The sequence below is a fragment of the Aurantiacibacter sp. MUD11 genome (assembly GCF_026967575.1).
GTDB lineage: Bacteria > Pseudomonadota > Alphaproteobacteria > Sphingomonadales > Sphingomonadaceae > Alteraurantiacibacter.
The window spans coordinates 1,752,190-1,775,083 of record NZ_CP114054.1 but is presented as its reverse complement, the minus strand read 5'-3'; the positions used below and the strand labels follow the sequence as shown (position 1 = coordinate 1,775,083).

22 protein-coding genes are annotated in these 22,894 nt (G+C 55.9%); 10 read left to right on the top strand and 12 right to left on the bottom strand.

What is annotated here, in order from left to right; translation table 11 throughout:
* Positions 1–5: 5 nt before the first annotated feature.
* A complete protein-coding gene (locus tag OZN62_RS08810; protein ID WP_269099237.1) occupies positions 6–563 on the bottom strand; it encodes a hypothetical protein in 558 nt (185 codons plus the stop codon).
* Between the two features lie 289 nt (positions 564–852).
* On the opposite strand from OZN62_RS08810, the gene OZN62_RS08805 reads away from it, so the two are divergent.
* The 3 genes from OZN62_RS08805 (at position 853) to OZN62_RS08795 (ending at position 5,795) form a co-directional block, all read left to right on the top strand.
* Positions 853–3,075: a GumC family protein gene (locus OZN62_RS08805; RefSeq protein WP_269099236.1), complete on the top strand. Its 2,223-nt coding sequence runs from the start codon at positions 853–855 to the stop codon at positions 3,073–3,075.
* A 24-nt stretch (positions 3,076–3,099) separates the two neighbouring features.
* Positions 3,100–3,975: a glycosyltransferase family 2 protein gene (locus tag OZN62_RS08800; protein ID WP_442864366.1), complete on the top strand. Its 876-nt coding sequence runs from the start codon at positions 3,100–3,102 to the stop codon at positions 3,973–3,975.
* A gap of 497 nt (positions 3,976–4,472) precedes the next feature.
* A complete protein-coding gene (locus OZN62_RS08795; protein ID WP_269099234.1) occupies positions 4,473–5,795 on the top strand; it encodes an O-antigen ligase family protein in 1,323 nt (440 codons plus the stop codon).
* Positions 5,796–5,826: 31 nt separating this feature from the next.
* On the opposite strand, the gene OZN62_RS08790 is transcribed toward OZN62_RS08795, so the two are convergent.
* From OZN62_RS08790 to OZN62_RS08780, 3 genes are read right to left on the bottom strand one after another with little or no spacing between them, the layout of a single operon-like run.
* Entirely contained in the window at positions 5,827–6,654 is an 828-nt protein-coding gene (locus tag OZN62_RS08790) for a glycosyltransferase (protein ID WP_269099233.1), read from the bottom strand.
* A gap of 1 nt (position 6,655) precedes the next feature.
* Positions 6,656–7,618: a glycosyltransferase family 2 protein gene (locus tag OZN62_RS08785; protein WP_269099232.1), complete on the bottom strand. Its 963-nt coding sequence runs from the start codon at positions 7,616–7,618 to the stop codon at positions 6,656–6,658.
* Positions 7,615–8,547 carry a glycosyltransferase gene (locus OZN62_RS08780; RefSeq protein WP_269099231.1) on the bottom strand — a complete coding sequence of 311 codons (933 nt, stop codon included), beginning with the start codon at positions 8,545–8,547 and terminating at the stop codon, positions 7,615–7,617. The genes OZN62_RS08785 and OZN62_RS08780 overlap by 4 nt, the downstream gene beginning before the upstream one ends.
* A gap of 624 nt (positions 8,548–9,171) precedes the next feature.
* On the opposite strand from OZN62_RS08780, the gene OZN62_RS08775 reads away from it, so the two are divergent.
* Positions 9,172–10,455, top strand: coding sequence for a lipopolysaccharide biosynthesis protein (locus OZN62_RS08775; RefSeq protein WP_269099230.1), 1,284 nt, complete (start codon positions 9,172–9,174; stop codon positions 10,453–10,455).
* The gene (locus OZN62_RS08770; protein WP_269102138.1) at positions 10,448–11,047 is read left to right on the top strand and encodes an acyltransferase; all 600 of its coding nucleotides are present in this window, start codon (positions 10,448–10,450) and stop codon (positions 11,045–11,047) included. The genes OZN62_RS08775 and OZN62_RS08770 overlap by 8 nt, the downstream gene beginning before the upstream one ends.
* 3 nt (positions 11,048–11,050) lie before the next feature.
* Here OZN62_RS08770 and rfbB read toward each other — a convergent pair whose 3' ends face one another.
* The 4 genes from rfbB to rfbA are packed head-to-tail and all read right to left on the bottom strand — an operon-like array spanning position 11,051 to position 14,424.
* Positions 11,051–12,121 (bottom strand): dTDP-glucose 4,6-dehydratase, encoded by a 1,071-nt coding sequence (rfbB, locus tag OZN62_RS08765; RefSeq protein ID WP_269099229.1) that lies wholly within the window; start codon positions 12,119–12,121, stop codon positions 11,051–11,053.
* The gene (rfbD, locus tag OZN62_RS08760) at positions 12,114–12,962 is read right to left on the bottom strand and encodes a dTDP-4-dehydrorhamnose reductase (RefSeq protein WP_269099228.1); all 849 of its coding nucleotides are present in this window, start codon (positions 12,960–12,962) and stop codon (positions 12,114–12,116) included. The genes rfbB and rfbD overlap by 8 nt, the downstream gene beginning before the upstream one ends.
* Positions 12,959–13,504, bottom strand: a complete 546-nt coding sequence (gene rfbC, locus OZN62_RS08755) for a dTDP-4-dehydrorhamnose 3,5-epimerase (protein ID WP_269099227.1) — start codon at positions 13,502–13,504, stop codon at positions 12,959–12,961. The genes rfbD and rfbC overlap by 4 nt, the downstream gene beginning before the upstream one ends.
* Entirely contained in the window at positions 13,504–14,424 is a 921-nt protein-coding gene (rfbA, locus tag OZN62_RS08750; RefSeq protein ID WP_269099226.1) for a glucose-1-phosphate thymidylyltransferase RfbA, read from the bottom strand. Before rfbA ends, rfbC begins: the two co-directional genes overlap by 1 nt.
* Positions 14,425–14,680: 256 nt before the next feature.
* On the opposite strand from rfbA, the gene wecC reads away from it, so the two are divergent.
* From wecC to OZN62_RS08735, 3 genes are all read left to right on the top strand, one after another.
* Positions 14,681–15,907, top strand: a complete 1,227-nt coding sequence (wecC, locus tag OZN62_RS08745; RefSeq protein WP_269102137.1) for a UDP-N-acetyl-D-mannosamine dehydrogenase — start codon at positions 14,681–14,683, stop codon at positions 15,905–15,907.
* Positions 15,904–17,058, top strand: coding sequence for a non-hydrolyzing UDP-N-acetylglucosamine 2-epimerase (gene wecB, locus OZN62_RS08740; RefSeq protein ID WP_269099225.1), 1,155 nt, complete (start codon positions 15,904–15,906; stop codon positions 17,056–17,058). The genes wecC and wecB overlap by 4 nt, the downstream gene beginning before the upstream one ends.
* An 83-nt stretch (positions 17,059–17,141) precedes the next feature.
* A complete protein-coding gene (locus OZN62_RS08735) occupies positions 17,142–18,284 on the top strand; it encodes a nucleotidyltransferase family protein (RefSeq protein WP_269099224.1) in 1,143 nt (380 codons plus the stop codon).
* 7 nt (positions 18,285–18,291) lie between these two features.
* Here OZN62_RS08735 and OZN62_RS08730 read toward each other — a convergent pair whose 3' ends face one another.
* The 4 genes from OZN62_RS08730 to OZN62_RS08715 all read right to left on the bottom strand — a co-directional run bounded on the left by OZN62_RS08730 (position 18,292) and on the right by OZN62_RS08715 (position 21,767).
* A complete protein-coding gene (locus OZN62_RS08730) occupies positions 18,292–18,576 on the bottom strand; it encodes a PqqD family protein (protein WP_269099223.1) in 285 nt (94 codons plus the stop codon).
* Position 18,577: 1 nt separating this feature from the next.
* Complete coding sequence (locus OZN62_RS08725) at positions 18,578–19,426, bottom strand: hypothetical protein (RefSeq protein WP_269099222.1); 849 nt, start codon at positions 19,424–19,426, stop codon at positions 18,578–18,580.
* A gap of 78 nt (positions 19,427–19,504) precedes the next feature.
* Positions 19,505–19,870, bottom strand: a complete 366-nt coding sequence (locus OZN62_RS08720) for a tail fiber domain-containing protein (protein ID WP_269099221.1) — start codon at positions 19,868–19,870, stop codon at positions 19,505–19,507.
* A 10-nt stretch (positions 19,871–19,880) separates the two neighbouring features.
* Entirely contained in the window at positions 19,881–21,767 is a 1,887-nt protein-coding gene (locus OZN62_RS08715) for an asparagine synthetase B family protein (RefSeq protein WP_269099220.1), read from the bottom strand.
* Positions 21,768–21,933: 166 nt separating this feature from the next.
* Between OZN62_RS08715 and OZN62_RS08710 the strand changes: the two genes are divergently transcribed.
* The gene (locus OZN62_RS08710) at positions 21,934–22,395 is read left to right on the top strand and encodes a lasso peptide biosynthesis B2 protein (RefSeq protein ID WP_269099219.1); all 462 of its coding nucleotides are present in this window, start codon (positions 21,934–21,936) and stop codon (positions 22,393–22,395) included.
* Between the two features lie 153 nt (positions 22,396–22,548).
* Positions 22,549–22,803 (top strand): hypothetical protein, encoded by a 255-nt coding sequence (locus OZN62_RS08705; RefSeq protein WP_269099218.1) that lies wholly within the window; start codon positions 22,549–22,551, stop codon positions 22,801–22,803.
* The last annotated feature ends 91 nt before the right edge of the window (positions 22,804–22,894 follow it).

The following is a 22,894-nucleotide window of genomic DNA, read 5'->3' as shown; positions in this document are numbered from 1 at the left end:
TTGCTTTAGCGGAGATTTTGGCCAGAGGAGCTGACGATCTTCACGTAGATGATGGCCGCTCCAGCCACCAAGAAGCTCAGCCCGACGTCGCCAAGCCAGTTCAGCTTCAAGGGGCCGTAGAGCAAGGAGTCCACCAGGTGCAGGGAGATGACTCGCAGGCCTACAAGGGCGAACATTGAGGCGCCGCATGCCAAGGCCAGGCCGACGGCGATATTGCGCCGCCCGCGCAGCGTGCGCCCGAACCGCCAGAAACCCCAGCAGCCTGCCAGAGCAGCGATGACGATTACAACAGCCACCATCGGTCGCTGCATAGATCCCCTACTGCCGTAGAGGCCGTGCCACCGCGCATATTCACGCAGGCTGTCGCGCAATACTCCCTCGGCATCGAACAGCCGCATGGCGATCAGCAGCACGAAGAGGAGCGTCAAAGCTGCCCAGCTGCGAATGTGCCAAGTTTGCTGTTCGCGACTTGCCGCGAAATGCGCAGCGAAAGCAGTAGTGATTGCTACTAACACGTAGATTGCCGCACCTGCGAGGCTTAGCGGCGATGCGGTGAACGCCATGGCAAAGGTTCCCGATTGTTCGAATGACGGCATCTTATGCCGTCGCCTCGGTCTCCATGCCAGAATAATTGCGAGCGCCGCCGTTCGAGTGCGAGCCCAGTATGAAGATTATGCATATTCTCAACGTTGTGAACGCTGATATTCAATCATGTTGCAACGCACAATCTGAAGCGTTATGCAATCGAAGAGAAGCCAGCTTATTGGCTGACTGACTTGCAGTATTTTGAACGGCACTTGGACCTTTACATCCCCGGTTTCCTCCTCCCATCACGATGTGCAGCCTTAAGCTATGAACGGACGCTCCATGATGAATTCTCCCAACAATAACGGGCAGGGCGTATGGCTGGACAAGTACATGCCGGACGGCCAGTTGGCACGCATTGAACCTCAGCCGGAGGTTCAGTTCCTCACCTTCGGCTTTATCCGTGGTATCCTCTTTCGCCAGCGTTGGCTGATCGCTGGTCTGATCGGTGCGGCGGTGGTTGCTGGGCTAGTCATTACCCTGCTGACCACTCCGGTATACGAAGCGCGTTCATCGGTGCGCATTGATCCTTATGGCGCCTTCATTGTCGAAGGGCAGAACCTCGACCAAGCGGTCGGCTCGAGCCAAATGCGTGATCAACTTTCGACCTATATCGGCATCATCACAAGCCACCGACTAGCTAGCCAGGTTGCGGAAGACCTGAACCTGGGCGAACGCGACGACTTCCTCGGAGCCGACATTGACGAGGATCGACCGCCGAACTTGACAGATGAGGCCTGGCGCGAAGCCAAGCAGGCCCGCGCTGCAGCAATCCTTCAGAATAACGTCAGCGCTGAGGTGCCAGACCTAAATTGGATCATCGAGATTGCTTACCGATCGGATAGCCCGGCAATCGCAGCAGAAGTGGCGAATGCCTATCTGGCGGCATTCGCCACTTCGGAGTCGCGGGAAGCGCTCGAGAATAATAGGTATGCACAAGATTACTTGCGTGACCAGATTGAACAGGTTCGCCAGCGGCTGCAAGTCGCTGAGGTTGCAGCCAACAATTACGCCCGGAACAACGGGATCATCATTCAGGCCGCGGGAGCCGAGGAGGGTGAAAGTCAAGCTACACTAACTACAAGCAGGCTAGCTAACATCAACTCGCGCGTTTCTGAAGCGCGTGCAGCCAGGATCGCTGCCGAGCAGCGCTGGCGCACGGTGCAGGATGTGCCGAGTTCGGAACTTCCCGAAGTCTTAGAAAGTTCGCTGCTGCAGCGACTGATCGCTGACCGTACGGCTCAGCAGGCAAGGTTAGCAGAACTGCGCCAGCGATATCTCGAAGGACATCCACAAGTGCGCGACCTGATCGCCCAGATCGCCGAGCTGGATGCGCAGATCGAACGGAGTGCTGGCGACATCAGGGCGGCGGCGCGCACTGACTATCTTGTTGCCTTGAGCCAGGAGCAGGCATTGAGTCGCGAATTGAATGCCGTAACCGGCGACACCCTCCAAGAACAGGATAGTCGAGTTCAGTACGGCGTTCTAGAGCGTGAAGTGCAGGCCTTAAGTGATCAGTTGCAGGTGCTTCTCAATCGTTTCAACGAAGTAAGCACGGCTGCAAATGTCGAAACTGGTAGGCTCATACCGCTTGATTACGCGAACGTTCCGTCATCGCCTGTTGCGCCTAGCCTGCCGCGCAATCTGATGTTGGGATTAGCGCTCGGAGCAGCCCTTGCCGCGGGATTGGCTCTGCTACGTGAGACGCTGGATGACAAGGTACGTTCTCCAGAAGGTGCTGAAGAGAAAATCGGCCTGCCGCTGTTGGGTCACACACCCTTTGTCGCTGAGTACGATGGTGCGAGCGAGGAGGAGCTGGATCGTTTCAGTCCATTGATGGAGGCGTATGCCTCGATCCGCTCGACACTCGATTTCTCGCTGGCGAAAGATCGAAACGTGATACAATTTACTAGCAGTCAGGCGGCTGAGGGCAAGTCGACCACCGCGCTGATCCTTGCCGAGATGTTTGCTCGCCTAGGTCGCCGAACGCTGCTGATCGATGCCGACTTGCGTCGTCCGGCGCTGGCAAAGATGACTAACTCTCCACGCTCCAAGGCCGGCCTCGTGCAAGTATTGCAGGAGCAAGTTGATGTCGAAGCCGCAGTCGTCAAAGGCACCCACGAAAACCTCGAAATTCTGCTGGCCGGAGAGGCGCCTTCGAACCCAACTGAGATTTTCGCGTCCGAACGTTTGCGACAGTTTATCGAAAGGGCGCGGCAAGAATATTCGCTCGTAATCTTTGACTCTTCGCCAATGCTAGGCTTGGCCGATGCGCCAATGCTATCTGGGCTGGTCGATGGAACCATCTTTGTACTTGAAGCGAATAAAGTCCATTTCGGCCAGGTCCGCGCAGGTATCAAACGGTTGCGTGGTAGCGGCGGCCACCCTGTCGGAGCCATCTTGACCAAGTATCGTGCGCTGGAAGACGGTCAGTCGTATTATTACAATTATGCATATTACCAGTATGGCAACGAGGGTAAAACCGCTTGAGAAGGCTGGCCGATTGATGACCTCATGACGGACTTGACGCAATTCACCGTTATAATTCCGGCTCATAATGAAGAAGCAGTCATAGGGCGCTGTCTGACCAAGGCGTTACAGGATGCCCCCGCAGGTCATTCGACGCAATTCATTGTCGCTGCGAATGGTTGCGCCGACCGCACGGTCGAAGTTGCTCGGGCGAAAGCACCCGGTGCACTCATTCTAGACCTTGCTGAAGGATCGAAGCCATATGCAATGAACGCTGCTAACGAAGTAGCGAAATACTTTCCTCGTATATATCTCGATGCCGATGTCCAATGCGATTATCATAGCTTGTTGTCCTTAGCTAATGCGCTGCGGCAGAAGGGAGTAATGGCAGGTTCACCTTCTCTTAGTCTTGACTTGTCAAGATCCAGTTATCCTATCAAATCTTACTATCGCGTTTGGCAAACTCAGCCTTATGTTACTGAAAAGTTGGTTGGCTCAGGTTGCTATGGAATTTCCCGAGAGGCGCATGAACGTATAGGTGCATTCCCGCAAATTACGGGAGATGACATTTGGGTGCGTACGCGATTTAGGCCGGAAGAGCGGGTAAACGTTTCAAAGGATGCTGCCGGAAAGCCAGTGTTCTTTGTGGTAACGCCGCCACGGCGCGCTATTGATCAGATCCGAGTAGAAACCCGGCGCAGGCTTGGAAACCAAGAAATGATAAGGCTGCATCCCAGCCCTTACCATACTCGTTCGAACGCAGTCCGCAATCTGCAACTTGCCTTACGCAACGGAGTAAGCCCGCTTGATCTGGCATTCTACATAGGAATTAAGGCATTGGTTCGGCTACGCCTCGAGTTCGTAAAGCGTCGCAATAATGTCATTGTTTGGGAACGCGATGAGGCGGCAAGGCAGCCATGAGCAGCATTGTTGGCCAGGCGGGGAGGGCCGAGCTGGACGGAGGGCCTCTCGTGCCGTGGCGTGAGCTGCGCTATGTGTCGACCGTATCTTCATGTTTGTTGGCCAAGGACTCGTGCGCCCGAATAGCTCCATGCTTTGCCGTAGTCTTCAAAGCGGTAATAGGCTTGCCGATTGTTAAGCTGCTAATCGTCAACGGAGTAGATGCGATCCACCCCCTGGGGAAAAGGCAATTCCCCAAGTCGAGACTTGGTTCTCGCTGGCATGATGGCTGCCTCGCGGCGGCGAACTATGCGCTGACTAGAAAGGTAACGTGGAACTCAACATGTCCTCCACCGGTGGGAACGGAACCGGTCACCTGGAGGTCTTCAATCAAAACATTGGCGGCGTGCCTTTTTCGTAACTGCGTCTATCCGACCTGCACCAACCTCCTATCGCCTCGGCATACTCTGCCGGTGAGGCCCGGTGAAATAGATAATTGGTGGGCCGATAGGACCTAAATGGCTAGCCAATTAAATCTTCCGACAAATTCCCGACAAAGCCGCTTCCAAACCGGCATGCGACAGGCGATGCCAAGTGGGGGGCGCAGTGCATATGCTGTGCTGCCTTTGGTGCTCATTACATATCTGACACTTTTGCCGCCGCAGGTCGCGCTCTCGCCAGCTGGTTTTGTTTTGCCCTTCTACAGGATCGGGCTGATAGCAGTCATCCCATTGGTTCTCTTCGGCTGGGTCAAATCGGGCCGTAAGTTCAGTGCCTTTGACGGCGTAGTGGTGTTAGCGGCACTATATATCTTTGTGGCTCTTGCAGATACTGAGGGTATTGATCGGGCACTGCAAAATGGTGGGTCTTCCGCACTCGACGTCTCGATCAGTTACTTTCTAGCGCGCTACTGTGTTCAGACCAGCGACGACGTCCGCCGATTTCTGATTTTGGTCGCGCCTGGCTTTTTCGTTGCGGCAGCCACGGTCACGTTTGAAATGCTAGCTGGCCGCTACCTAGTCCAACCTCTTGCGGTGCAGATCTTCGGTCAAGCCGCAGAGGGCGATTTGGCAATCTCATCGCCGCGCTTTGGGCTCACTCGCGGAACGGGGATGTTTCCTCACCCGATATTGGCGGGCCTGCACCTCGCAAGCCTTCTTTCACTATATGCCCTTTCTCGATTGCGCGGTTGGCCCATGTGGATAGGGATCGCTGCGGCACTGTCGGCAATGGCAACATTAAGCTCGGCGGCCTTGATTATGCTCTCTGCTTCAACGGGCGCCCTTCTATACAATTGGATATCAAGAAAATATCCACAATTATCGTGGCGTCTTCTCATTACCTTTATCGCGATATCTTTTCTTGCTCTTGAGTTTGCAAGTAATAGAGGTTCTATACAGGTAATCATGACTCTGACAGCCCTTGATCCGTGGACCGCTTACTATCGTACGTTGATCTGGGATTATGGCATCCTCAATGTAAGAGCTCATCCCTGGTTCGGAATCGGTTTCGCCGATTGGGATCGAGCAGCATGGATGCCAAGTAGCATCGACAATTACTGGCTGATGATCGCCATACGATACGGTCTGCCGGAAGCCATCCTGCGGCTCACCATCCCGGTCGGGGTCTCAATTGTGCTCTTTCTCCAAAGTTCGGCGCTCGATCCGCGCGAACAATCGCTCGCAAGAGGCGTTGCAATCAGCCTTCTATTCTTTTCAATTCTGGGATTTTCTGTTGCGCTTTGGAACAACACACAAGCGTGGTTCAATATCCTCTCAGGAATAGCGGTGTCACTCAGCGTACTCTTGGCTCGGCGACGAAAGGCGGGCGTTGAAGCTTGATTTGACTAGTTAGGGCGCCTCGGTCGTGCAGTTAGGTGCGACCGCGTATTATCTTTAGCGTAGCCTTGAGTAGAAGGAAGACCCTCTCCCTAATTGTGCGAAAAGGATAAAGTACGAAGTTGTCGATCATGACGCGTAGGTTGTGATCGGCCAATATTTCTATATCAGGTGCGATCGAAAAACGCTGATGTAGCACTTGTGGAGAAAGCATCCTTCCCTTGACTCGATTGGTGACATTTTCACCATGGATCACCTGCAGCCAAGTAGGTGGCGCATCGACCTGAACAATATTCCATTTGCAACTGAGCTGATGATGTTGCGCTGACCAGATCGTCTTAGGCGCAGTCGGCTCTCGTTCTACAAGGGTCGTAAATGGGTTGCTTTGATCGCGTGCTGAGTAGATTGCCCCGCTCCGCATAGCTAATCCGTTTGTGAAGTTAAGAACTGTACCGTCGGCAGCTTCTGCGCCGGCGCGATGGATCCGTTCAATGAAATCTCGAGACACCGCATCGTCGTTGTCGAGCCGAGTTGTAAGGAGCAAATCGACATCTTTTGCGAGAAGTTGCCTAAGATCATTGACGACATCTGCAACGCTGAACAAACTTACAAACCTAGGTTCGAAATCAAAAATTTGCCTATCGCGCTCGATCCTTTCTCGAAATTGATCGGGCGTCTTGCTATCGAAGTATATAAGCCACGAAAAGTTCTTGGTAGTCTGGGCTTCTAAGCTGGGCAGACAATAGCGTTCAAACAAATCAAAACGCCGCTGGAGCCAACCCGGGGCGTTACGGATGGGTGCCTCTCGGCCTTGCGTGGCGACGTTGAACCGGGTGAGAAGTATATGAACTGTTTGGCTCATTTTAATCGATGCCCTTTTGGCTTCTGATAGAGTACCCTCTCATCCAAGCGCCCGGCTGCCAGCAGAGCGCCCAGGATACTCTTCCCATTTGAGCCACACGGCTGGAGCGATCAATCTGCGTAAGACCGATGATGGCGCGTTCGAAGGCCGCGAGCCAGATAAGGAAGGCCGCTAGGAATATCTTGGGTTTCGACCAATGCTTGTGCGCAAAATGCATCATGCCTTGCGCCTTATAAAGGGCCCGCTCCTCACTCATTGTTCCTGAAGTTCCAATTAAGTGGATGATTTTGCTATTAGGCGTCGCGAGCACCGTGCCACCTTCTTTTGCGATGCGAGCAAAAAAATCCATTTCTTCGCTATACAAGAAAAAGCTTTCGTCAAAACCACCGATCCGCCTATATTCAGTCGATTTAATCAAGAAAAATGCACCACATAATACTTCCCTTTGTATTATTGGATCATTACTCAAATCGTGATGCATCCTTGAGTACAAGCGTTCCACGCCCAGAGCGGCGTATATTAATTGAGTCAGTGACGGCAGGCGTAAGAAATTGCTTACGTCCGGTGCGCCATCAGGTGAATTAATCACTCCTCCCCAAGCTATCGCCTCGTCGTGTTTTGCTGCGAAGTCGAGTAATTCATCGATCGCATCCGGTTGGACGACAGTATCCGGATTAAGCAAAAGCAAATATGTTCCGTTGGCGTGTTCCGCTATCGCGTTGTTTCCGGCTCCGAAGCCGATGTTGCCGCGCGAAGGAATGATTTGAACGTCGGGGAATTCGTTCCTCACGTAGTCGGTTGTCCCGTCGGTTCCATTGTCAATCATTAAGACCTCGTAAGCCGCCGAAGTCCTCGATGTCGCAATGGATGTGAGGCAATTGCTGATAACATCCAGCGCTTGGTACGCGACGATCATGATCGAGACGACTGGGGTGCCGACCTGGGCTGTTGGGCTCTTTGTCACGTGGCAAGCATCATTGCTAAGTTTCGTGGGAAATCTGGATAAATGAAACCATTTCTAAGGAGAAAGGACCTTCGCAAAAAAAAGCCATTGCGGTCCAAGTTCGCGAAGCCCTGCAATTTCCGAGCTGTTTTCTCATCCAAGTGTTCGCGGCAGTGCTCCAATAACGCTCCCGCCTGCTTCTGCCTGAGACACATTCCCCGCCTGACGCGCGCCAATTTTCCCGGCTCTTTGCCATAATCCAGCAAGCTTACGCGCCGCTGTTGGGAACTATTGGTGCCGTGAATTCTGTAGGACATCAGTGCGCGGTCAATTGTTTCGATTTTGCCAACCGCCTTTGCCACGAGATAGAGCCACCAATCATGGCCGGTGACTTGGTCAAGTGGAACCGGTGTTGCTGCCAACTTTAGAGCGCGATTTATTCCGGAATTGCAACCGAGCATCGGAGGGCAAAGGATATCTTGGGTCAAGGCATTGCTTTTTGAGGGGCGCATTCGTTTGTACTGCCAGAAACTTGCATGGCTGAGGGTGTCAGCCCCATCAATAACCCTAGCGTCTCCAAATACATAATGGGGAATGTCGGCCCCAGCCTCCTCCTCACATTGCTGCAACACATTAACTGTGACCTCAACTTTGTCAGGATCCCAAATGTCGTCTGCATCGCAAAACAGAATGTAATCAGCGTCACTACGATCCAACAAGAATGAAAAATTGGCTTTGGCAGACCCACTTGATGATGTCCGCTCAACAAGTTGCATATTCGAAAAACGATTTCTGTAATGACGCAGAATATTGACCGTTTCGTCGGTCGAACAATCGTCGCTTACGAGTAGCCGAAAATCGGTATATGTCTGGGTTACGAGAGAATCGAGCAAGGACGGCAGATATCTCGCGCTCTGATACGTCGCGAGCAATATGTCGATGTTACTCATTCTTAACCCCATAATCTCGACATCTTCACAGCCGCTGCGACATTAGCTGAGTCAGCCTCCGATGCGAGGAAAACTTCCACAAATTTTAGTATTTCTAGACATCTACCGCGATGCGGAGTGGCGCTGAGCGAAACCATTCCTTCTCGCTAGAAAACGAGCCCGTCGTGCGAGGAGCGTATCAGTGCAGTGCCAGACTGCTTTAAGAGCTCTTCGATTCAAATCCAGACGCCCGGACGAAATGAGCGAAGAAGCTTGGATTCGAAATATTTTGGAGATTGGTATTATAATACCTGCCTGATAGAAATGCGACTTTCTATTTAGCGATTTCAGCCGGTGGCACGATCAGTCGATTGGGAATCAAAAACTCCTCACGCCACCGACGCGGGTTAGTTTACTAGTATTGGAGAATTGGCAGGGTCTCGACGACTTCGGAGTGGCGGATAGCAATTTTGCCTGTCCTTAGCGCGAAGCGCGCTTGGGGTGCCTGCTCTGCCATGAAGGAGTGGCACGACCCGCTTTCATCGCGCAGCGCAAAATGAAAGCATTGACGTATTTATAGAGGTGGCTCAGGGCACCTTTAGAGCAATCGTCCGCATTTGAGTGGGGCCGAAATTTCCAGGGAATATGGCCGGCAAATTTCATTTTGACCTGTTTGTTGGGCTCCTTTTGCGCGGCCTTGGGGCTATCGCCAGCTTTGCCCTGACTTGGCTTATCGCCAGAACATTCGGCCCAACGGGGGTGGGCCTTTACCATATCGGACTGTCGACTGCCTTGTTCTTTGGCACAATTGCTTCGCTAGGTATGGACTTTGTCCTCATCCGGAAGATGGGAGCCCTTCTGAAGGACGGCCTGTGGGATGACCTGAAGGCGACTTTTCAGCGCTGCGAAAGGTATATCATCGCAGTCGGTCTGCCGCTGGCGTTACTGCTGATTGGCGCTTCACACGCAATCAGCCACTACGTATTTCGCGAGAGGGATGCAGCAGTTTTTCTTCTAATCTTTGCAATCATTGCTGTGCTTGCTCCCATCTTGAAGCTCGGAAACGCTTTGTTGCGAGCGGCGGGGCGTGTGGTGCAATCTCAATTTCTCGAGGGCTTTGCGTACTCCACGCTCACTTGTCTAATTATTGTCACTGCCTTGTATATTAGCGATAACGTCGTGCTGCAGCTTCCAGCGATCGCCTACGTTTCTAGCGTCGTCATTGTTCTTATCATTAACAGACTGTTGGTTCATCGGATGCTCAAGCGCGCAAAGAAAAATGGAGAGGCGACGGTTAGGATTTGGGAGGGTTGGCGGATCGCTGCTTTGCAGACTGCTACATCACTCGGCACTTGGGGGAGTCTCGCTTTGGTAGCCGCGCTGCTTGACGTGGCAACCGCGGGCATATTCCGTACGGCGTTCCAGTTATGTCTTGTACTGCAGACTATCAGTTCAGCTTTCGGCACCATGGCGGCTCCTCACTTGGCTCGCGCTGCGGCTGAAAATGATATGAAGGACCTCATCAGAAAAGTTCTGATCGCGGGTTTGAACGGGGTAGGCTTGGCAATACCGCTTTGGATCATTGGTATGGGCTTCGCAGAAGAAATTCTCTTTTTCTTCGATCCAAGTTTTATCGAAGGTTCTGGCGCGTTACGCATCATGATCGTGGCGTTTACGGTCGAAATCGCGTTTGGATTATCCGGTATGGCTCTAGTCATGATGCATAGAGAAGCCTTTGTTCTTCGCCATGAGATCGCGGCGAATCTGGCAGGCCTTTTGTTGATCGCATTACTGATACCATCAATGGGAATCATGGGGGCAGCATTGGGCTTGCTTTCAATTTCAGTTATCAGATGTGGAGCAAACGTAGTCACAATGCTCGTAGTTACCCAGAAAAACGCGCAAAAGGCGCTATCCTGTGATGGATGACGATTGCGCAAATTCCCAGGCTCAACAACGTCTCGCACACAAGTTTCGCCCGACGCGACGCGCGAAGATTTTTCGCTTAATTAAGAGTGCTCTTGATCTGCGGGCGTGGTTACATTTACTAAAGATCATCAATTACTACAATTATACGCATGTGGTGCCCATGCGAGAACTCGCTCTTGGTAGCGAGCCAGCAATTAGTCCTGACGCTTCATTCTCCAATCACCAGCGGATTAAGATTGGCGATAGAGCGCGCATCGGCTCGCGTTGTCACTTGTGGGCCGGTCCCAGAGATGGGAAAATATCTATCGGTCACGATGTTCTGATGGGACCGGAAGTAATGATTACCGCTGCGACATATGACTACAGGTCTGGGTGCCCAATATCCGACCAGCCGATGCGGGAAGCAGACGTAGTGATCGGCAACGATGTCTGGCTAGCCACGCGTGCGATCATTCTTCCGGGAACCATCATCGGAGATGGTTGTATCGTCGCAGCGGGAGCCGTCGTAAAGGGGCATGTGCCGTCCGGCTCCATTGTCGCTGGGGTGCCTGCACAAATTATCAGCCAGCGATTCAACCAAGAGTGCTTATGATCATCAATGGCTTGTTTGCGCCCAAGGTGTAAGTCGACGCCACCACTCTTCATGGTCTAGATACCAGCGTAGCGTTTGCGCCATGCCGTCTTCGAACGTGTGATGAGGCGCATAATTCAGCTCGTTGCGCGCCTTGGTTTCGTCGATGGCGTAGCGGCGGTCGTGCCCCGCGCGGTCCGTCACGAAGGTCTTGAGGCTGTCGGTCGGCTGTCCTTTGGCGGCAGGAGCATCGGGATAGCGTTGGGCCAGTCCGTCGATCTCTTCCATTGCTTTGTCTACCGAGGCGCAGATGCGGTCTATCACGGCCATGTTGGGCAATTCCGCACCACCGCCGATGTTGTAGGTTTCGCCCGGTCGCCCATCGTCGAGACAGGCCTCGATACCGCGGCAATGATCCTCAACGTGCAGCCAGTCGCGCACGTTCATGCCGTCGCCGTAGATCGGCAGGCTGCGGCCGTGTAACGCGTTCAGCAGGAACAGTGGGATAAGCTTCTCGGGATACTGGTAGGGACCATAATTGTTAGAGCAATTGGTGGTCGTCACCTCCAGCCCGAAGGTGTGGTGATAGGCACGGACCAGGTGATCGGACGAGGCCTTGGAGGCCGAATATGGAGAGTTCGGTTGGTATGGTGTCGTTTCGGTGAAGGCGGGATCGTCAGGTCCGAGCGAGCCGTAGACCTCGTCTGTCGAGATATGGTGGAAGCGGTGTTGCTTGCCGCTGCCTTTATCCAGCCAGACGGCGCGCGCGGCTTTCAGCAGCGAATTGGTGCCGAGGATATTGGTGTCGATGAAGGCGTCCGGACCACTGATCGAGCGGTCTACGTGGCTCTCGGCAGCGAAATGAACGATCGTTGCGATGTCGCGGTCGCGGAGCAATTTCTCGACCAGGTCGGTATCGCGAATGTCGCCAACTACCAGATCAGCCTGCTCGACGCCTGCGATTGTCGACCGATTGCCGGCATAGGTTAGGCAGTCGAGAACGATCACGGCATCGTCCGGGTGCCTTTCGGCCCAATAGTGGACGAAATTGCCGCCGATAAAGCCGGCGCCGCCGGTGACGAGAAGGTTAGCCAAGTCTCGCTTCCTCTTCGAGCATCAGGCGCAGGTTGGTGCGCCAATGGGTGTAGCCGTCGTCCAGCAGTTCGCGCGTGGCGCTGCAATCGAGCAGCGAGAAGGCCGGGCGCCTGGCGGGCGTTGGGTAGGCGCTGGTTGGGATAGGGGTGATCGGGATCGCCGCGTTGAGCAGGCCAAGTTCCAGAGCCTCTTCCTGGATGGCGACGGCAAAATCGTACCAGCTGGCGACGCCTGCATCGCTGTGGTGGAAGGTGCCGCTCGCATCCTTGCCGATCAGCCCCCAGATGGTGGCGGCCAGTCTCGGCGCCCAGGTCGGCGCGCCGATCTGGTCGGCAACGACATTGAGAGCGGGCTTCTCCGCCATCAGCCTCAGCATGGTGCGAACGAAATTGGCGCCGCCGGCGGTATAGACCCAGGACGTGCGGACGAGGATATCGCCCTCGCGTTGGTAATCCTCGCCAGCAGCCTTGGTTCGGCCGTAGGCCGACAAGGGATTGCGTTCATCGCCGGGTCGATAGGCGCGGCTGGATGTGCCATCGAAGACAAAGTCGGTAGACACATGGACCAGCTTGCCGGCGTGGGCTTCGGCCAAAGCAGCAACCGCACCTGCATTGATGGCGTAAGCCTTTGCCTCGTCCTTTTCGGCATTATCGACGGCGGTGTAGGCGGCGGCATTGATGACGACTTCGGGAGTGACCTCGGCCACAAGTTCCTTGATCGCCGCGGCATCGGTCAGGTCGCATTCGTCAATGTCGATGGCATGGATCTTGGCTTCGACTGGCGAGCAGGCTTGTAGAGCTCTGCCGAGCTGTCCCTTGGCACCGGTTACAAGCACCTTCATGCGAAGGCCTCCACCTTGTCGAGGGGAAGGCCTTCACGATCCTTGTCAGAAAGCTGCACTGTCAGGCCGTCGGTCGGCCATTCGATGCCAACCTTTGGGTCGTCCCATGCCAGAGAGTGTTCGAATTGCGGAGCATAGGGGGCGTCGCATTTATAGAGGAAGTCGGTGTCGTCCTCGAGCGTCAGGAAGCCGTGGGCGAAGCCTTGCGGAACCCAGAACATTCGCTTGTTGTCAGCAGATAGTTCGACGCCGAACCACTTGCCGAAGGTTGGCGAAGAGCGGCGCAGGTCCACCGCCACATCATAGACCGCGCCCGATACGACCCGCACCAACTTGCCCTGCGGCCCCGGGTTCTGGAAATGCATGCCGCGCAAAACGCCCTTCTGAGAGCGAGAATGGTTATCCTGCAAGAAGGCGATGTCGAGGCCGGCGTCTGCGAATTTCGCCGCGTTCCAGCTTTCCATGAAGAAGCCGCGTTCATCGCCGAAGACCTGCGGTTCGATGATCAGGAGGCCATCAATGTCGCAGCGTTTGACCTGCATTAACGGCTACCCTCGCGCAGAAGTGAAATCAGGTATTCGCCGTAGCCCGACTTCTTGAGCGGCGCTGCGATGGCTTCCAGCCTTGCATCGTCGATGAAGCCCTGGCGCCATGCAATCTCTTCCGGGCAGCAGATCTTCATGCCCTGCCTTTCCTCGGTAATGCGGACATAGCTGGCTGCATCGAGGAGCGATCCGTGGGTGCCGGTATCGAGCCATGCATAGCCGCGACCCATGATCTCCACCGAGAGATGGCCATCGTTCATGTAGAGGCGGTTGAGATCGGTGATCTCAAGTTCCCCCCTAGGCGAAGGCTTCAGGTCGCGCGCCCGTTCGACCACCGTCTCGTCGTAGAAGTAGAGGCCGGTGACGGCGTAGTTGGACCTGGGATTGGTTGGCTTCTCCTCAATGGAGGATGCCTTGCCGTTCTCGTCGAAGGCGACGACGCCATAGGCTTCGGGATTGTTGACGCGGTAGGCGAAGACGCTGGCGCCGGCCTCGCGTTCATTGGCGTTGCCAAGCAGTTCAGGAAGGCCGTGGCCGTAGAAGATGTTGTCGCCAAGAACGAGGGCACTGGGATGCCCGGCCACGAAATCGGCGCCGATGTGGAAGGCCTGTGCCAGGCCTTCGGGGCTTGGCTGGACGGCGTAGCTGAGTTCGATCCCGAAGTCGGAACCGTCGCCAAGGACGCGCCGGAACTGTTCCTGGTCTTCGGGCGTGGTGATGATCAGGATTTCACGGATACCAGCCAGCATCAGGGTACTGAGTGGGTAATAAATCATCGGCTTGTCGAAGACAGGCATCAGCTGTTTCGAGACGCCTCTGGTCAGCGGATAGAGCCTCGTGCCGGAGCCGCCAGCCAGGATTATGCCTCTGCGGTTCAAGGATTTGCCTCCCTGTTTTCGGCCGTACTGCAAGAACATCCCGCATTGCAACATTAGCCATTCCGGTCAACTGCAGATTGACTGCCTCGGGGCCGTCATCCCCTTCTTCAAGCTACCTACCAAAGAACGCTTCTTAAACGATTGTCTGCCTATGGTTGATGCAGAATTAGGCAACCTATGCCCCTGAAGGGGCTGCGCATTGGAATAATCCATGTACATCAATCAGTCGCAGCTGAAGAATACCAAAGGCCACACAGAGGCGAGCGACGCACAGGTCGAACGCTTCGATGTCGCCATGATCGGTCTCGGCTACATTGGCCTTCCGACAGCTGCCATCATTGCCCGCGCCGGCCTTTCAGTTCGCGGCGTCGATATTTCTCAGAGGATCGTCGACGTCGTAAACGCCGGCAAGGTTCATATCCAGGAAACCGACCTCGATGCCCTCGTCAGGAATGTCGTAGCCGACGGCGTCCTGACGGCTTCCACCGAAGCTCCGGTCGCTGATGTCTATCTCATCGCAGTGCCGACGCCTCTGGGCGACAACAAGGCGCCCGACATCTCGATGGTGCTGGATGCCGCGCGCCTGATCGCGCCGGTCCTTCCTACAGGCGGGATCGTGATCCTGGAATCCACTTCGCCCGTCGGGACGACGAAGCAGATGGCCAGCGTGATCGCAGAGATGCGTCCCGACCTAGCCGTTCCAGGCTTCTGCGAAGATCAGGCACCAGACGTCCATATCGCCTATTGTCCAGAGCGTGTTCTGCCTGGCCGCATCATCGAAGAGCTGGTTGCCAACGATCGCATTATTGGCGGCCTCACAGAGAGCTGCGCGCTCCAGGCTCAGAAGTTCTACCGCCGCTTCGTTCGTGGTGACTGCATCAACACCACCTCCGATGTCGCTGAGATGGTCAAGCTCACCGAAAACAGCTTCCGCGACGTCAACATCGCCTTCGCCAACGAATTGTCACTCTTGGCTGAGCACATGGGCATCGACGTCTGGGAAGTCGTAAGGCTCGCCAACCGCCACCCACGCGTCAACGTCCTTCAACCAGGCCCCGGCGTCGGTGGTCACTGCATCGCCGTCGATCCCTGGTTCCTGGTGTCCAGCGCCCCTGAACATGCCCGCCTCATCCGTACCGCGCGCGAAGTGAACGACGCAAAGCCTGATCACGTCGTCAATCGCCTGACGGCAATGCTCGACGGCAATCCCGACGCCAGCATCGCTCTGCTGGGCCTTGCCTTCAAACCCAATATCGATGACTTTCGTGAAAGCCCTGCGCTCGAAATCGCTGATCGGATCGCCCGGAAATACGGCGACAGGGTATTGGTGGTCGAGCCATATACCGATGAACTTCCAGGTGACATGGCAGACCATGGCGCTCAGCTGACGACCTACGAGGAGGCTATGGCAAAGGCCGAACTCGTTGCCGTCCTTGTCGATCACGACGCCTTTCGCTCTGCGCCGCGCTACCTCAGCGCCAACAAGATTGTCTACGATACCCGCGGCATGTGGGCCCAATGAGCGGTAGGGGCGTCGCCTCTCCCAGCATCCTGGTCTGCTTCGGAACGCGTCCGGAGGCGATCAAGATGTTTCCCGTCGTCCATGCGCTTCGAGACCATGGCGGCATGGACGTGCGCGTAGCGGTAACGGCGCAGCATCGCCAGATCCTCGACCAGGTTCTGGAGATCGGCGACATCGTGCCCGACATCGACCTTGACCTGATGCGGCCAAACCAGTCGCTCGATGCTTTGTCGGCGCGTATCCTGACGGAATTCGGAGGTGCGCTTGATGCCTGCAAGCCAGATCGCGTTCTGGTGCATGGCGATACGCTGACGACCATGATGGTGACGCTAAGCAGCTATTTCAGAAAGATCCCCGTCGGCCATGTCGAGGCTGGCCTTCGAAGCGGCAACATCTATTCGCCATGGCCTGAGGAGGTGAACCGCAGGGTCGCAGGTGCGGTTGCCGACCTCCACTTTGCGCCAACCGAAGGAGCTGCGGCGGCACTGCGAGCCGAGAACGTTCCCGAAGACGCCATCCACGTCACCGGCAACACCGTGATCGATGCCCTCTTTTCGACGCGCGACAAGGTGGCGGCGCGGCCAGAGCTTGCGTCTGGCCTCGACGACGTTGCGACCCGTTTTGCCGGCAAGCGGATCATCGGCGTGACGGCACACCGCCGCGAGAACTTTGGGGAAGGCATGCGCAATATCGCAGGAGCCGTTGCTGACCTGGCGAGGCGCGAAGACGTCGCTGTGGTCTTCCCTGTCCATCCCAATCCCAACGTCCGACCGGTGATGGAGGCTGAACTTGGTGGTCGCGACAACGTCGCACTGCTCGAGCCGCTCGACTATCCGCATTTCGTTCGCCTGATGGCAATGTCCGACTTGCTCCTGACCGACAGCGGCGGCGTGCAGGAAGAAGGTCCCAGCTTCGGAAAGCCGGTTCTGGTTATGCGCGACACGACCGAGCGCCCCGAAGGCATCGAAGCCGGAACGGCAATGCTGGTCGCAACCGACAGGGAGCTGATCTTCCGCGAAGCCAGCCGCCTCCTCGACGATGCCGCAGCCTATGAGGCGATGGCAAAGGCGCATAACCCCTATGGTGACGGCAAGGCCGCAATGCGCATTGCGAAGGCCGTGGCCCACGCGCATGGAGTTGCGAGCGCCTGAGGCGCGGCAAGCCTCTCGCCTATCGGCCTGAACGAGGGCGAGCGATATTGTCAGCCCCCAGTCCCAAGGGCACAAGGTTGGAGATGGCAGACTTCGATGCAATTGATGAGGGGCTGGCTGCTCTGCTGAGGGGGGAACTGGCAGGCGCTACCCTCCTTCTGCCCATTGCAGCGTCATCGCCCCAACAAATGGCCGAGCGCATCGACTACCACGGGATTGCCCATCTGCTGGTCACTAGTACGGCGGAGCGACCAGATTGGCCTGAGCCATTTGCGGGAATGTTGCGTCAGTCGGCCATGGGTCGCGAATTCTGGGAAGCGGCCCATATGCAGCCCATTGTGCGGTTGCTGGAGGCGCTGGTCGCAGCTGGCATTGAAACGGTCGTCATGAAGGGAACGGCACTCGCCTATTCCCTCTACGACAATCCTGCCTCTCGAACGCGCGGCGATACCGACCTCCTGGTTCGCAGAGACGACCTTTCCGAGGCTAGGAAGGTCTTGTCGGACATTGGCTTCGAGCTGGCAGATCCGATCCACGGAAAGATGTTCCAGGAGGCCTGGATTGCCGCATCGCCAGGCAGTCTGAAGACCGAGATCGACCTTCACTGGCAGGTCAACGATTCGCCGGTCCTTCAGAAGGCCTTTCCGCTAGAGGAAGCCCTTGCGAACACTCGCCCCCTGGAACGTCTAGGAGACGGTATTCGATCTCTGTCCTACCCAGACAGCTTAATGCAATTGGCCTTCAACCTGAAGTGGCATTCGGATTTTGGCGTCTTTCTGAATGGAGATAGGATTGTCGGTGCGAGGAGATTGATCTGGGCCTATGATGCCGACTTGCTGGCGGAGGCGATGGAACAGGCAGAATGGGAGCGGCTGCTGCGGACGGCTCTCGAAACGGGTGCGGCGTCTGCCTTGCTAGAGGCTTTCGAGCATGCACGTTCGGCACTTGGGACGCCTATCGATGAAGGCATCCTCTCCGAACTTCGGGCTGCCCCGACCGACACTCAGGTGATGCGATACCTGGAGGCTGACCAAATGATTGCACGAAAGAAGGCCGACCTGATGGCTTCGCGTGGTCTGAAAGCGAAGGGCGAATTCGTCGCCAAGATGCTGATGCCGAAGCCGCGACACTTGCGGAAGCGCTTCCCGCGCGCCAGCAACTGGCCGTTGCCCTTATTGTACCTGCGATATGCCTTCGAAAGCGGAGTGAGGCTGCTGCGCTCCTGAGAGCTACCTATTGCTGCTCGATCTTGGCTAAGCCGTTTTCCTGCAATTCGTTTGCCAGTGCGACGACATCGGCCTCCAGGACCGAGCGGTCGACTTCAAATTCTCGTTCCAGTTCGTCGCAAAGCTGTTTCAGGGATCGGCTGCCACCTTCGAGCAATTGCCATAGCCGACCTCCAACGTGATTGAGGCCAAAATAGGTTCCGGCTTCGAGATCCAGTAGAACGGTTTCGCCGCCGACGTCGCGCGAAACGATATCGTCGCTTCGACAGATGCAGTCTTCGAGTTTCAGCATTTCATGTCCCACGGCTCCTAGCGTCTTCAACTACCGCTTCCACCAAGCTTGGCAAGGCATCGTATTGGCGTCGATAGTCCAGGGCTACGAAAGGCACCTTCAAGGCAAGGTCGGAAAGGCGATTGAAGTGTGCTCTCAGCCTTGGCTTGTCTTCGACATCCAGGACGAAGGCATGCTGCATGATCTCTGCAAGGGCATGCTGGGGTTCCAATGGCTTGAAAGTCGGCTCTGTCGCTTCACCTGCACCCAGCACATAGATCGCAACAAGGTCTGCTGCTTCGGAGGCAAAGGGTAGGTCCTTCCCTGACTTTAGAGCAACCTTGGGGAGCGCCCCATTTTCGCCCTCCCGTTCTTGGCGCAGGTAGTCGGCTGTGTCGGAAAACACTCTCAGCAAAGGCCTTTGAGGGATCACCCGGTAGGCGTCGCCGCTGAACTGTAGCTCGATGACATCCTCGGTAAGGAAGGGGTTGCCGACCTTGGCACATGCCCCTGCAAGGGTAGTCTTGCCGCTGCGAGACAATCCGACAAAGGCGATGGCACCATAAGGGGTCGAACATGCGCTTCCATGGAGGGCCAGGCCTCCGCCATGGTTGATCAGCAGCGGTCGGATGGAATTGTAGAAGACGTTGTCGATCGTCGTTTCGTCGATGCCGGGTACCGGGTGGCAGACGACCTCTTCTGATCCTGGCCGGATCTCGAAGTCAGCGCATTGGGGGAAGCGAAGGAGGATGTCGTCTCCTTGCCGATGGAAATGGGCAATCGGTCCGCCAGCAGGTCTGGTCCAACTGTCGAAGGGCGAACTGGCCAGATCTTCCTGCCTGCGGGCGCTTCGCTTGGTGAGAGTTGCCATTGCCGTTTGTCAGACCCTCACGAAAACGACCGCCCAGGATGGTCCCGAGCGGTCGTGCAAATCAGAACTTCAAGCCACTCAGTGGAGCTTAATGCCAAGCTTGCCGTAATCGACCTGCAGGTAGCCATTTGCGGCAACCGATACGGCTTCGGGAATAATGCCTTCGACTTCCTGTGCCATCACGCCAAAATGTCGGCCGCGCCTTCCGCCTGTCTGGAAATGTGGCTTGTAGTCAAAAAGGTAGAGACCGAAGCCGGCGGGATGTTCGCCAATGCGGGCGATGTTTTCCTTGACGCGAATGTCTGACTGAAAGTTCTTTCCAGTCGGGAAACCGGTGTCGGTGCCGACGTCTAGGCTGCCTCCCGTCAGTGCCCTGACGGTACCGAACTTCGTCAACCTTGGGACTATATAAGTCTGGCGCTTCTTACCTGCACTCTTAGACATGCTTCCCACCTCAAGAACAATCCTTCAAATCCCTTTGCCCTAACCAAATTATCCCACATATCCCCCAGGCCGTCCAATGGTTAATTTGTTCTTGTTTGGCATCGCGGAAACGTTCGAAAAGAGTGGCGATGTTCGGCTTCGAGAAGAGCATCTCTGACGCAGAAGATGCCGCCTGAGCCAGGCACTCCGCCATTGCCTCGTCGTAGTGCCTGAATGCGATCTCAAAACCTGCCTTATCCCTCCTCTCAAGTACGTCCTTGGGTAGCCTTCCTGACATTGCCTTTCGGTGTACCAATCTGGTCGTCTTGCCTTGCCGCCTGATCCTTTCAGGCGTTCGGCCGAAGAATTCGATGAATGATCGCGACATCATCGGGCTGCGAGCCTCAAGGCCATTCCTTGCGTTTTGTTCCGCGATCATGTCGAGCAGGTGCCCGATAAGTGGATGAGACACCTTGATCTGCTTGTATTGGCGAACATACCGATCTTGCGGCTGACTGTCCGCGATCCTGGCTCGCAACAGCCTCTGCAATTCAGGGCTCAGCCAATCATACTTCGAGACCCGATCTTCAATCGATTGCTCTGACCAGCCTCGTTGGTCTCTCAATCGAAGGATTGTCTGGGGCAGAAGATGCGAGAGGCTTCCCCTAAGAAGCGCCGCTAGCGTGGCTCTTGGCCCAAGTTCGCTCCAGTCAGCCTTCAGATAACTGGCAAGACGGCCAAGTTCCCCTTCTGCAAAGGCCTCGTGATAGTAGAGGCCGTTGCCATCCAGAAAGATGTCGCCGCCCTGGCCATTGAGGGCGGCGCGGCATCCCTTGGCCACCATTTCGCGTGACATGTTCTGCAACATGAAGGTGTTGGGATAGGTGGCGATATTCCGGCTTTCCGCCGCCCGTTCGAGGATCTCGGAAGCATCTGGAAGATAGAGACGGCACTCGGTCAGTTCGCGCTTGAGGTGGGCTGCTACAAGTTGAGCGTATTTGCTCTCATCGGCGGCGCTGCCCTTAGGCGCCGCAAGGGTAAATCCGGCTATGTCTGGTGCTGGAAGTCGTCCTGAGAGATGCAATTCGTCGGCCACGGCAAAGACGGCAGAGGAATCGAGGCCGCCGCTGCATTCGACGCCAAGAAGGGCATCGGTTCGCGACGCCCGCCGCACGCTTTCCTGAAGAACGTCGCGATAGTGTTCGACATATTCGCGATCGTCCTGGTATCGGATCGGCGGCTCGCTCGGAACGCTCCAATACTGCCTCTCAGAGACACCACTGGGCCCGAAAGTGACGACGTGTGCCGGCTTTACCCTTCTGATGCCTGACCAGACGGTCTCGCCGAGCGTCACGAATTCAAACGTCATGATCTCGGCAAGGAAACCGAAATTGAGAGGTGGCTGTTGGCCCATTCCAGCCAAGACACCTCCGATATGCGATCCCACAACCAGGCGCCTGCCATCGAAGTTGTAGAAGAGTGGTCGCAAGCCCATGTGGTCGCGAGCCAAATGCATCTTCCCACTTCGTAGGTCAGCGATGACGAAGGCGAATTCTCCTTCGATAAGGTCGAGGCAATCCTCTCCCATGACCGACCAGGCTTGCAGAACGATCTCGGCATCGGAGCGGTTACGCCGGATGGCACCGCGGGCATCGAGTTCCAGGACCATTTCGTCGTAATTGGCGACGTAGCCATCTATCACGACGGCAAGCTGGCCATCTTGTGACTGCAATGGCAGCTTCGCATCGCGCGCCTCTGACGTTGCATGCATGGCGCAGTGGCCAAGAGCCATGTCGTTGCCAGACCATTGGCTGTCGCCGTCGATAGCGGCATAGCTCATGGCATGTTTCATGGCCTGAATGCGTCGCAGTCCGCTTCCATCGCCGCTAAGGTCAAGAACTGCGGCGACCGCGCTCATGCCGATGTGCTGTTGCCAGAGATGCCGGAGAGGTGCGATGCCGATCTAAGCTTCATGGAGCACTAATGGATTGGCGAGCATTGGCTTGCAAGCATCCAACGAGGCGAGACCTGCGCCAGATTACTCGGACTTGGAAGTCGCTCTGCTTCGTGCCAGCAAGGAGGGCATGGCCTTCCGTCGATACGCTGCAATTCCCGGTTTCGAGGCGCGTTCCGTCCTGATTCGCTGGGTGGCGATGGTTCGGTTCGCCGTCAGGGCAATTTGCGAATTGGCACGGGGTCGTCTGGCATTTGCACGTAATGCACCATCCGCCTTTGTGAGAAACAATCGGAACATCGCAGCTTCCGGACGTTCGCCGGAAAACGCCTTTCCGGGCGACGAATTGCTGGCAAGGCAGGTCTCCTTCATGATCCCTCGGATTGCGCGCCGCGTCCCATGGCGATCAGACTGCCTGGTGCAGGCCCTTGCAGCCCAAAAGTGGCTCGAAAGTGCGGGTATCGCCAGCAATCTCACAATCGGGGTCGAGAAATCGGGAGGCGGAGATTTCAATGCCCACGCATGGCTGACCTATGGCGACAAAGTGGTCACCGGGGGCGAGATTGACGCCTATGAAGTTCTGCTTGGCTAGACCGGCCAATAGGCTTTTGAATTACGTGACTTGCAACATGTAAGACACAAGCGGCCATTAAGAATTTTCTCGTATAGATCATTGCATGGCTTTGTGCAGTGCGGTATGAAGCCTCAAAGCAAACGTGAAATCTCGTCCATTCAGGAGTTCACCATGTTGAAGAAGATCCTCGCAGCCACGGCTGTCGCATCGCTTGCCTTCACTCCGGTTGCTGCGCATGCCGGTGAACGTGCCAGCGAGGCCAACGTGTCGCTTGCTCCCTTGGCTGCTGAACGCGCCGCCGCTCCGATTTCGGAAGAAGGCGAAGAAGCCGGCGTCAAGATCTCGCCGGCCCTGGCTGCCGCCATCGCTCTGCTGACCGGCCTCGTCATCCACGAGATCGTCACTTCCAAGGGCATCATCCACTGATCTCGATCTAGATCATTTGAACGGAATTCGGGGAGCTCGCCTAATGGCCGGCTCCCCTTTTCGTATCTGACTGATCTTTTCCGCTTGTCCT

Excerpts from the sequence above, each read along its gene's own strand:
- OZN62_RS08710 (WP_269099219.1), top strand. The coding sequence starts at position 21,934 with ATGGCCTTCCGTCGATACGCTGCAATTCCCGGTTTCGAGGCGCGTTCC.
- OZN62_RS08805 (WP_269099236.1), top strand. The coding sequence starts at position 853 with ATGAACGGACGCTCCATGATGAATTCTCCCAACAATAACGGGCAGGGC.
- rfbC (WP_269099227.1), bottom strand. The coding sequence starts at position 13,504 with ATGCAGGTCAAACGCTGCGACATTGATGGCCTCCTGATCATCGAACCG.
- OZN62_RS08775 (WP_269099230.1), top strand. The coding sequence starts at position 9,172 with ATGGCCGGCAAATTTCATTTTGACCTGTTTGTTGGGCTCCTTTTGCGC.
- OZN62_RS08780 (WP_269099231.1), bottom strand. The coding sequence starts at position 8,547 with ATGAGTAACATCGACATATTGCTCGCGACGTATCAGAGCGCGAGATAT.
- OZN62_RS08800 (WP_442864366.1), top strand. The coding sequence starts at position 3,100 with ATGACGGACTTGACGCAATTCACCGTTATAATTCCGGCTCATAATGAA.
- rfbD (WP_269099228.1), bottom strand. The coding sequence starts at position 12,962 with ATGAAGGTGCTTGTAACCGGTGCCAAGGGACAGCTCGGCAGAGCTCTA.
- OZN62_RS08705 (WP_269099218.1), top strand. The coding sequence starts at position 22,549 with ATGTTGAAGAAGATCCTCGCAGCCACGGCTGTCGCATCGCTTGCCTTC.
- OZN62_RS08790 (WP_269099233.1), bottom strand. The coding sequence starts at position 6,654 with ATGAGCCAAACAGTTCATATACTTCTCACCCGGTTCAACGTCGCCACG.
- OZN62_RS08770 (WP_269102138.1), top strand. The coding sequence starts at position 10,448 with ATGGATGACGATTGCGCAAATTCCCAGGCTCAACAACGTCTCGCACAC.
- OZN62_RS08720 (WP_269099221.1), bottom strand. The coding sequence starts at position 19,870 with ATGTCTAAGAGTGCAGGTAAGAAGCGCCAGACTTATATAGTCCCAAGG.
- wecC (WP_269102137.1), top strand. The coding sequence starts at position 14,681 with ATGATCGGTCTCGGCTACATTGGCCTTCCGACAGCTGCCATCATTGCC.
- OZN62_RS08730 (WP_269099223.1), bottom strand. The coding sequence starts at position 18,576 with ATGCTGAAACTCGAAGACTGCATCTGTCGAAGCGACGATATCGTTTCG.
- OZN62_RS08810 (WP_269099237.1), bottom strand. The coding sequence starts at position 563 with ATGGCGTTCACCGCATCGCCGCTAAGCCTCGCAGGTGCGGCAATCTAC.
- OZN62_RS08725 (WP_269099222.1), bottom strand. The coding sequence starts at position 19,426 with ATGGCAACTCTCACCAAGCGAAGCGCCCGCAGGCAGGAAGATCTGGCC.
- OZN62_RS08795 (WP_269099234.1), top strand. The coding sequence starts at position 4,473 with ATGGCTAGCCAATTAAATCTTCCGACAAATTCCCGACAAAGCCGCTTC.
- OZN62_RS08715 (WP_269099220.1), bottom strand. The coding sequence starts at position 21,767 with ATGAGCGCGGTCGCCGCAGTTCTTGACCTTAGCGGCGATGGAAGCGGA.
- OZN62_RS08735 (WP_269099224.1), top strand. The coding sequence starts at position 17,142 with ATGGCAGACTTCGATGCAATTGATGAGGGGCTGGCTGCTCTGCTGAGG.
- rfbA (WP_269099226.1), bottom strand. The coding sequence starts at position 14,424 with ATGTTCTTGCAGTACGGCCGAAAACAGGGAGGCAAATCCTTGAACCGC.
- wecB (WP_269099225.1), top strand. The coding sequence starts at position 15,904 with ATGAGCGGTAGGGGCGTCGCCTCTCCCAGCATCCTGGTCTGCTTCGGA.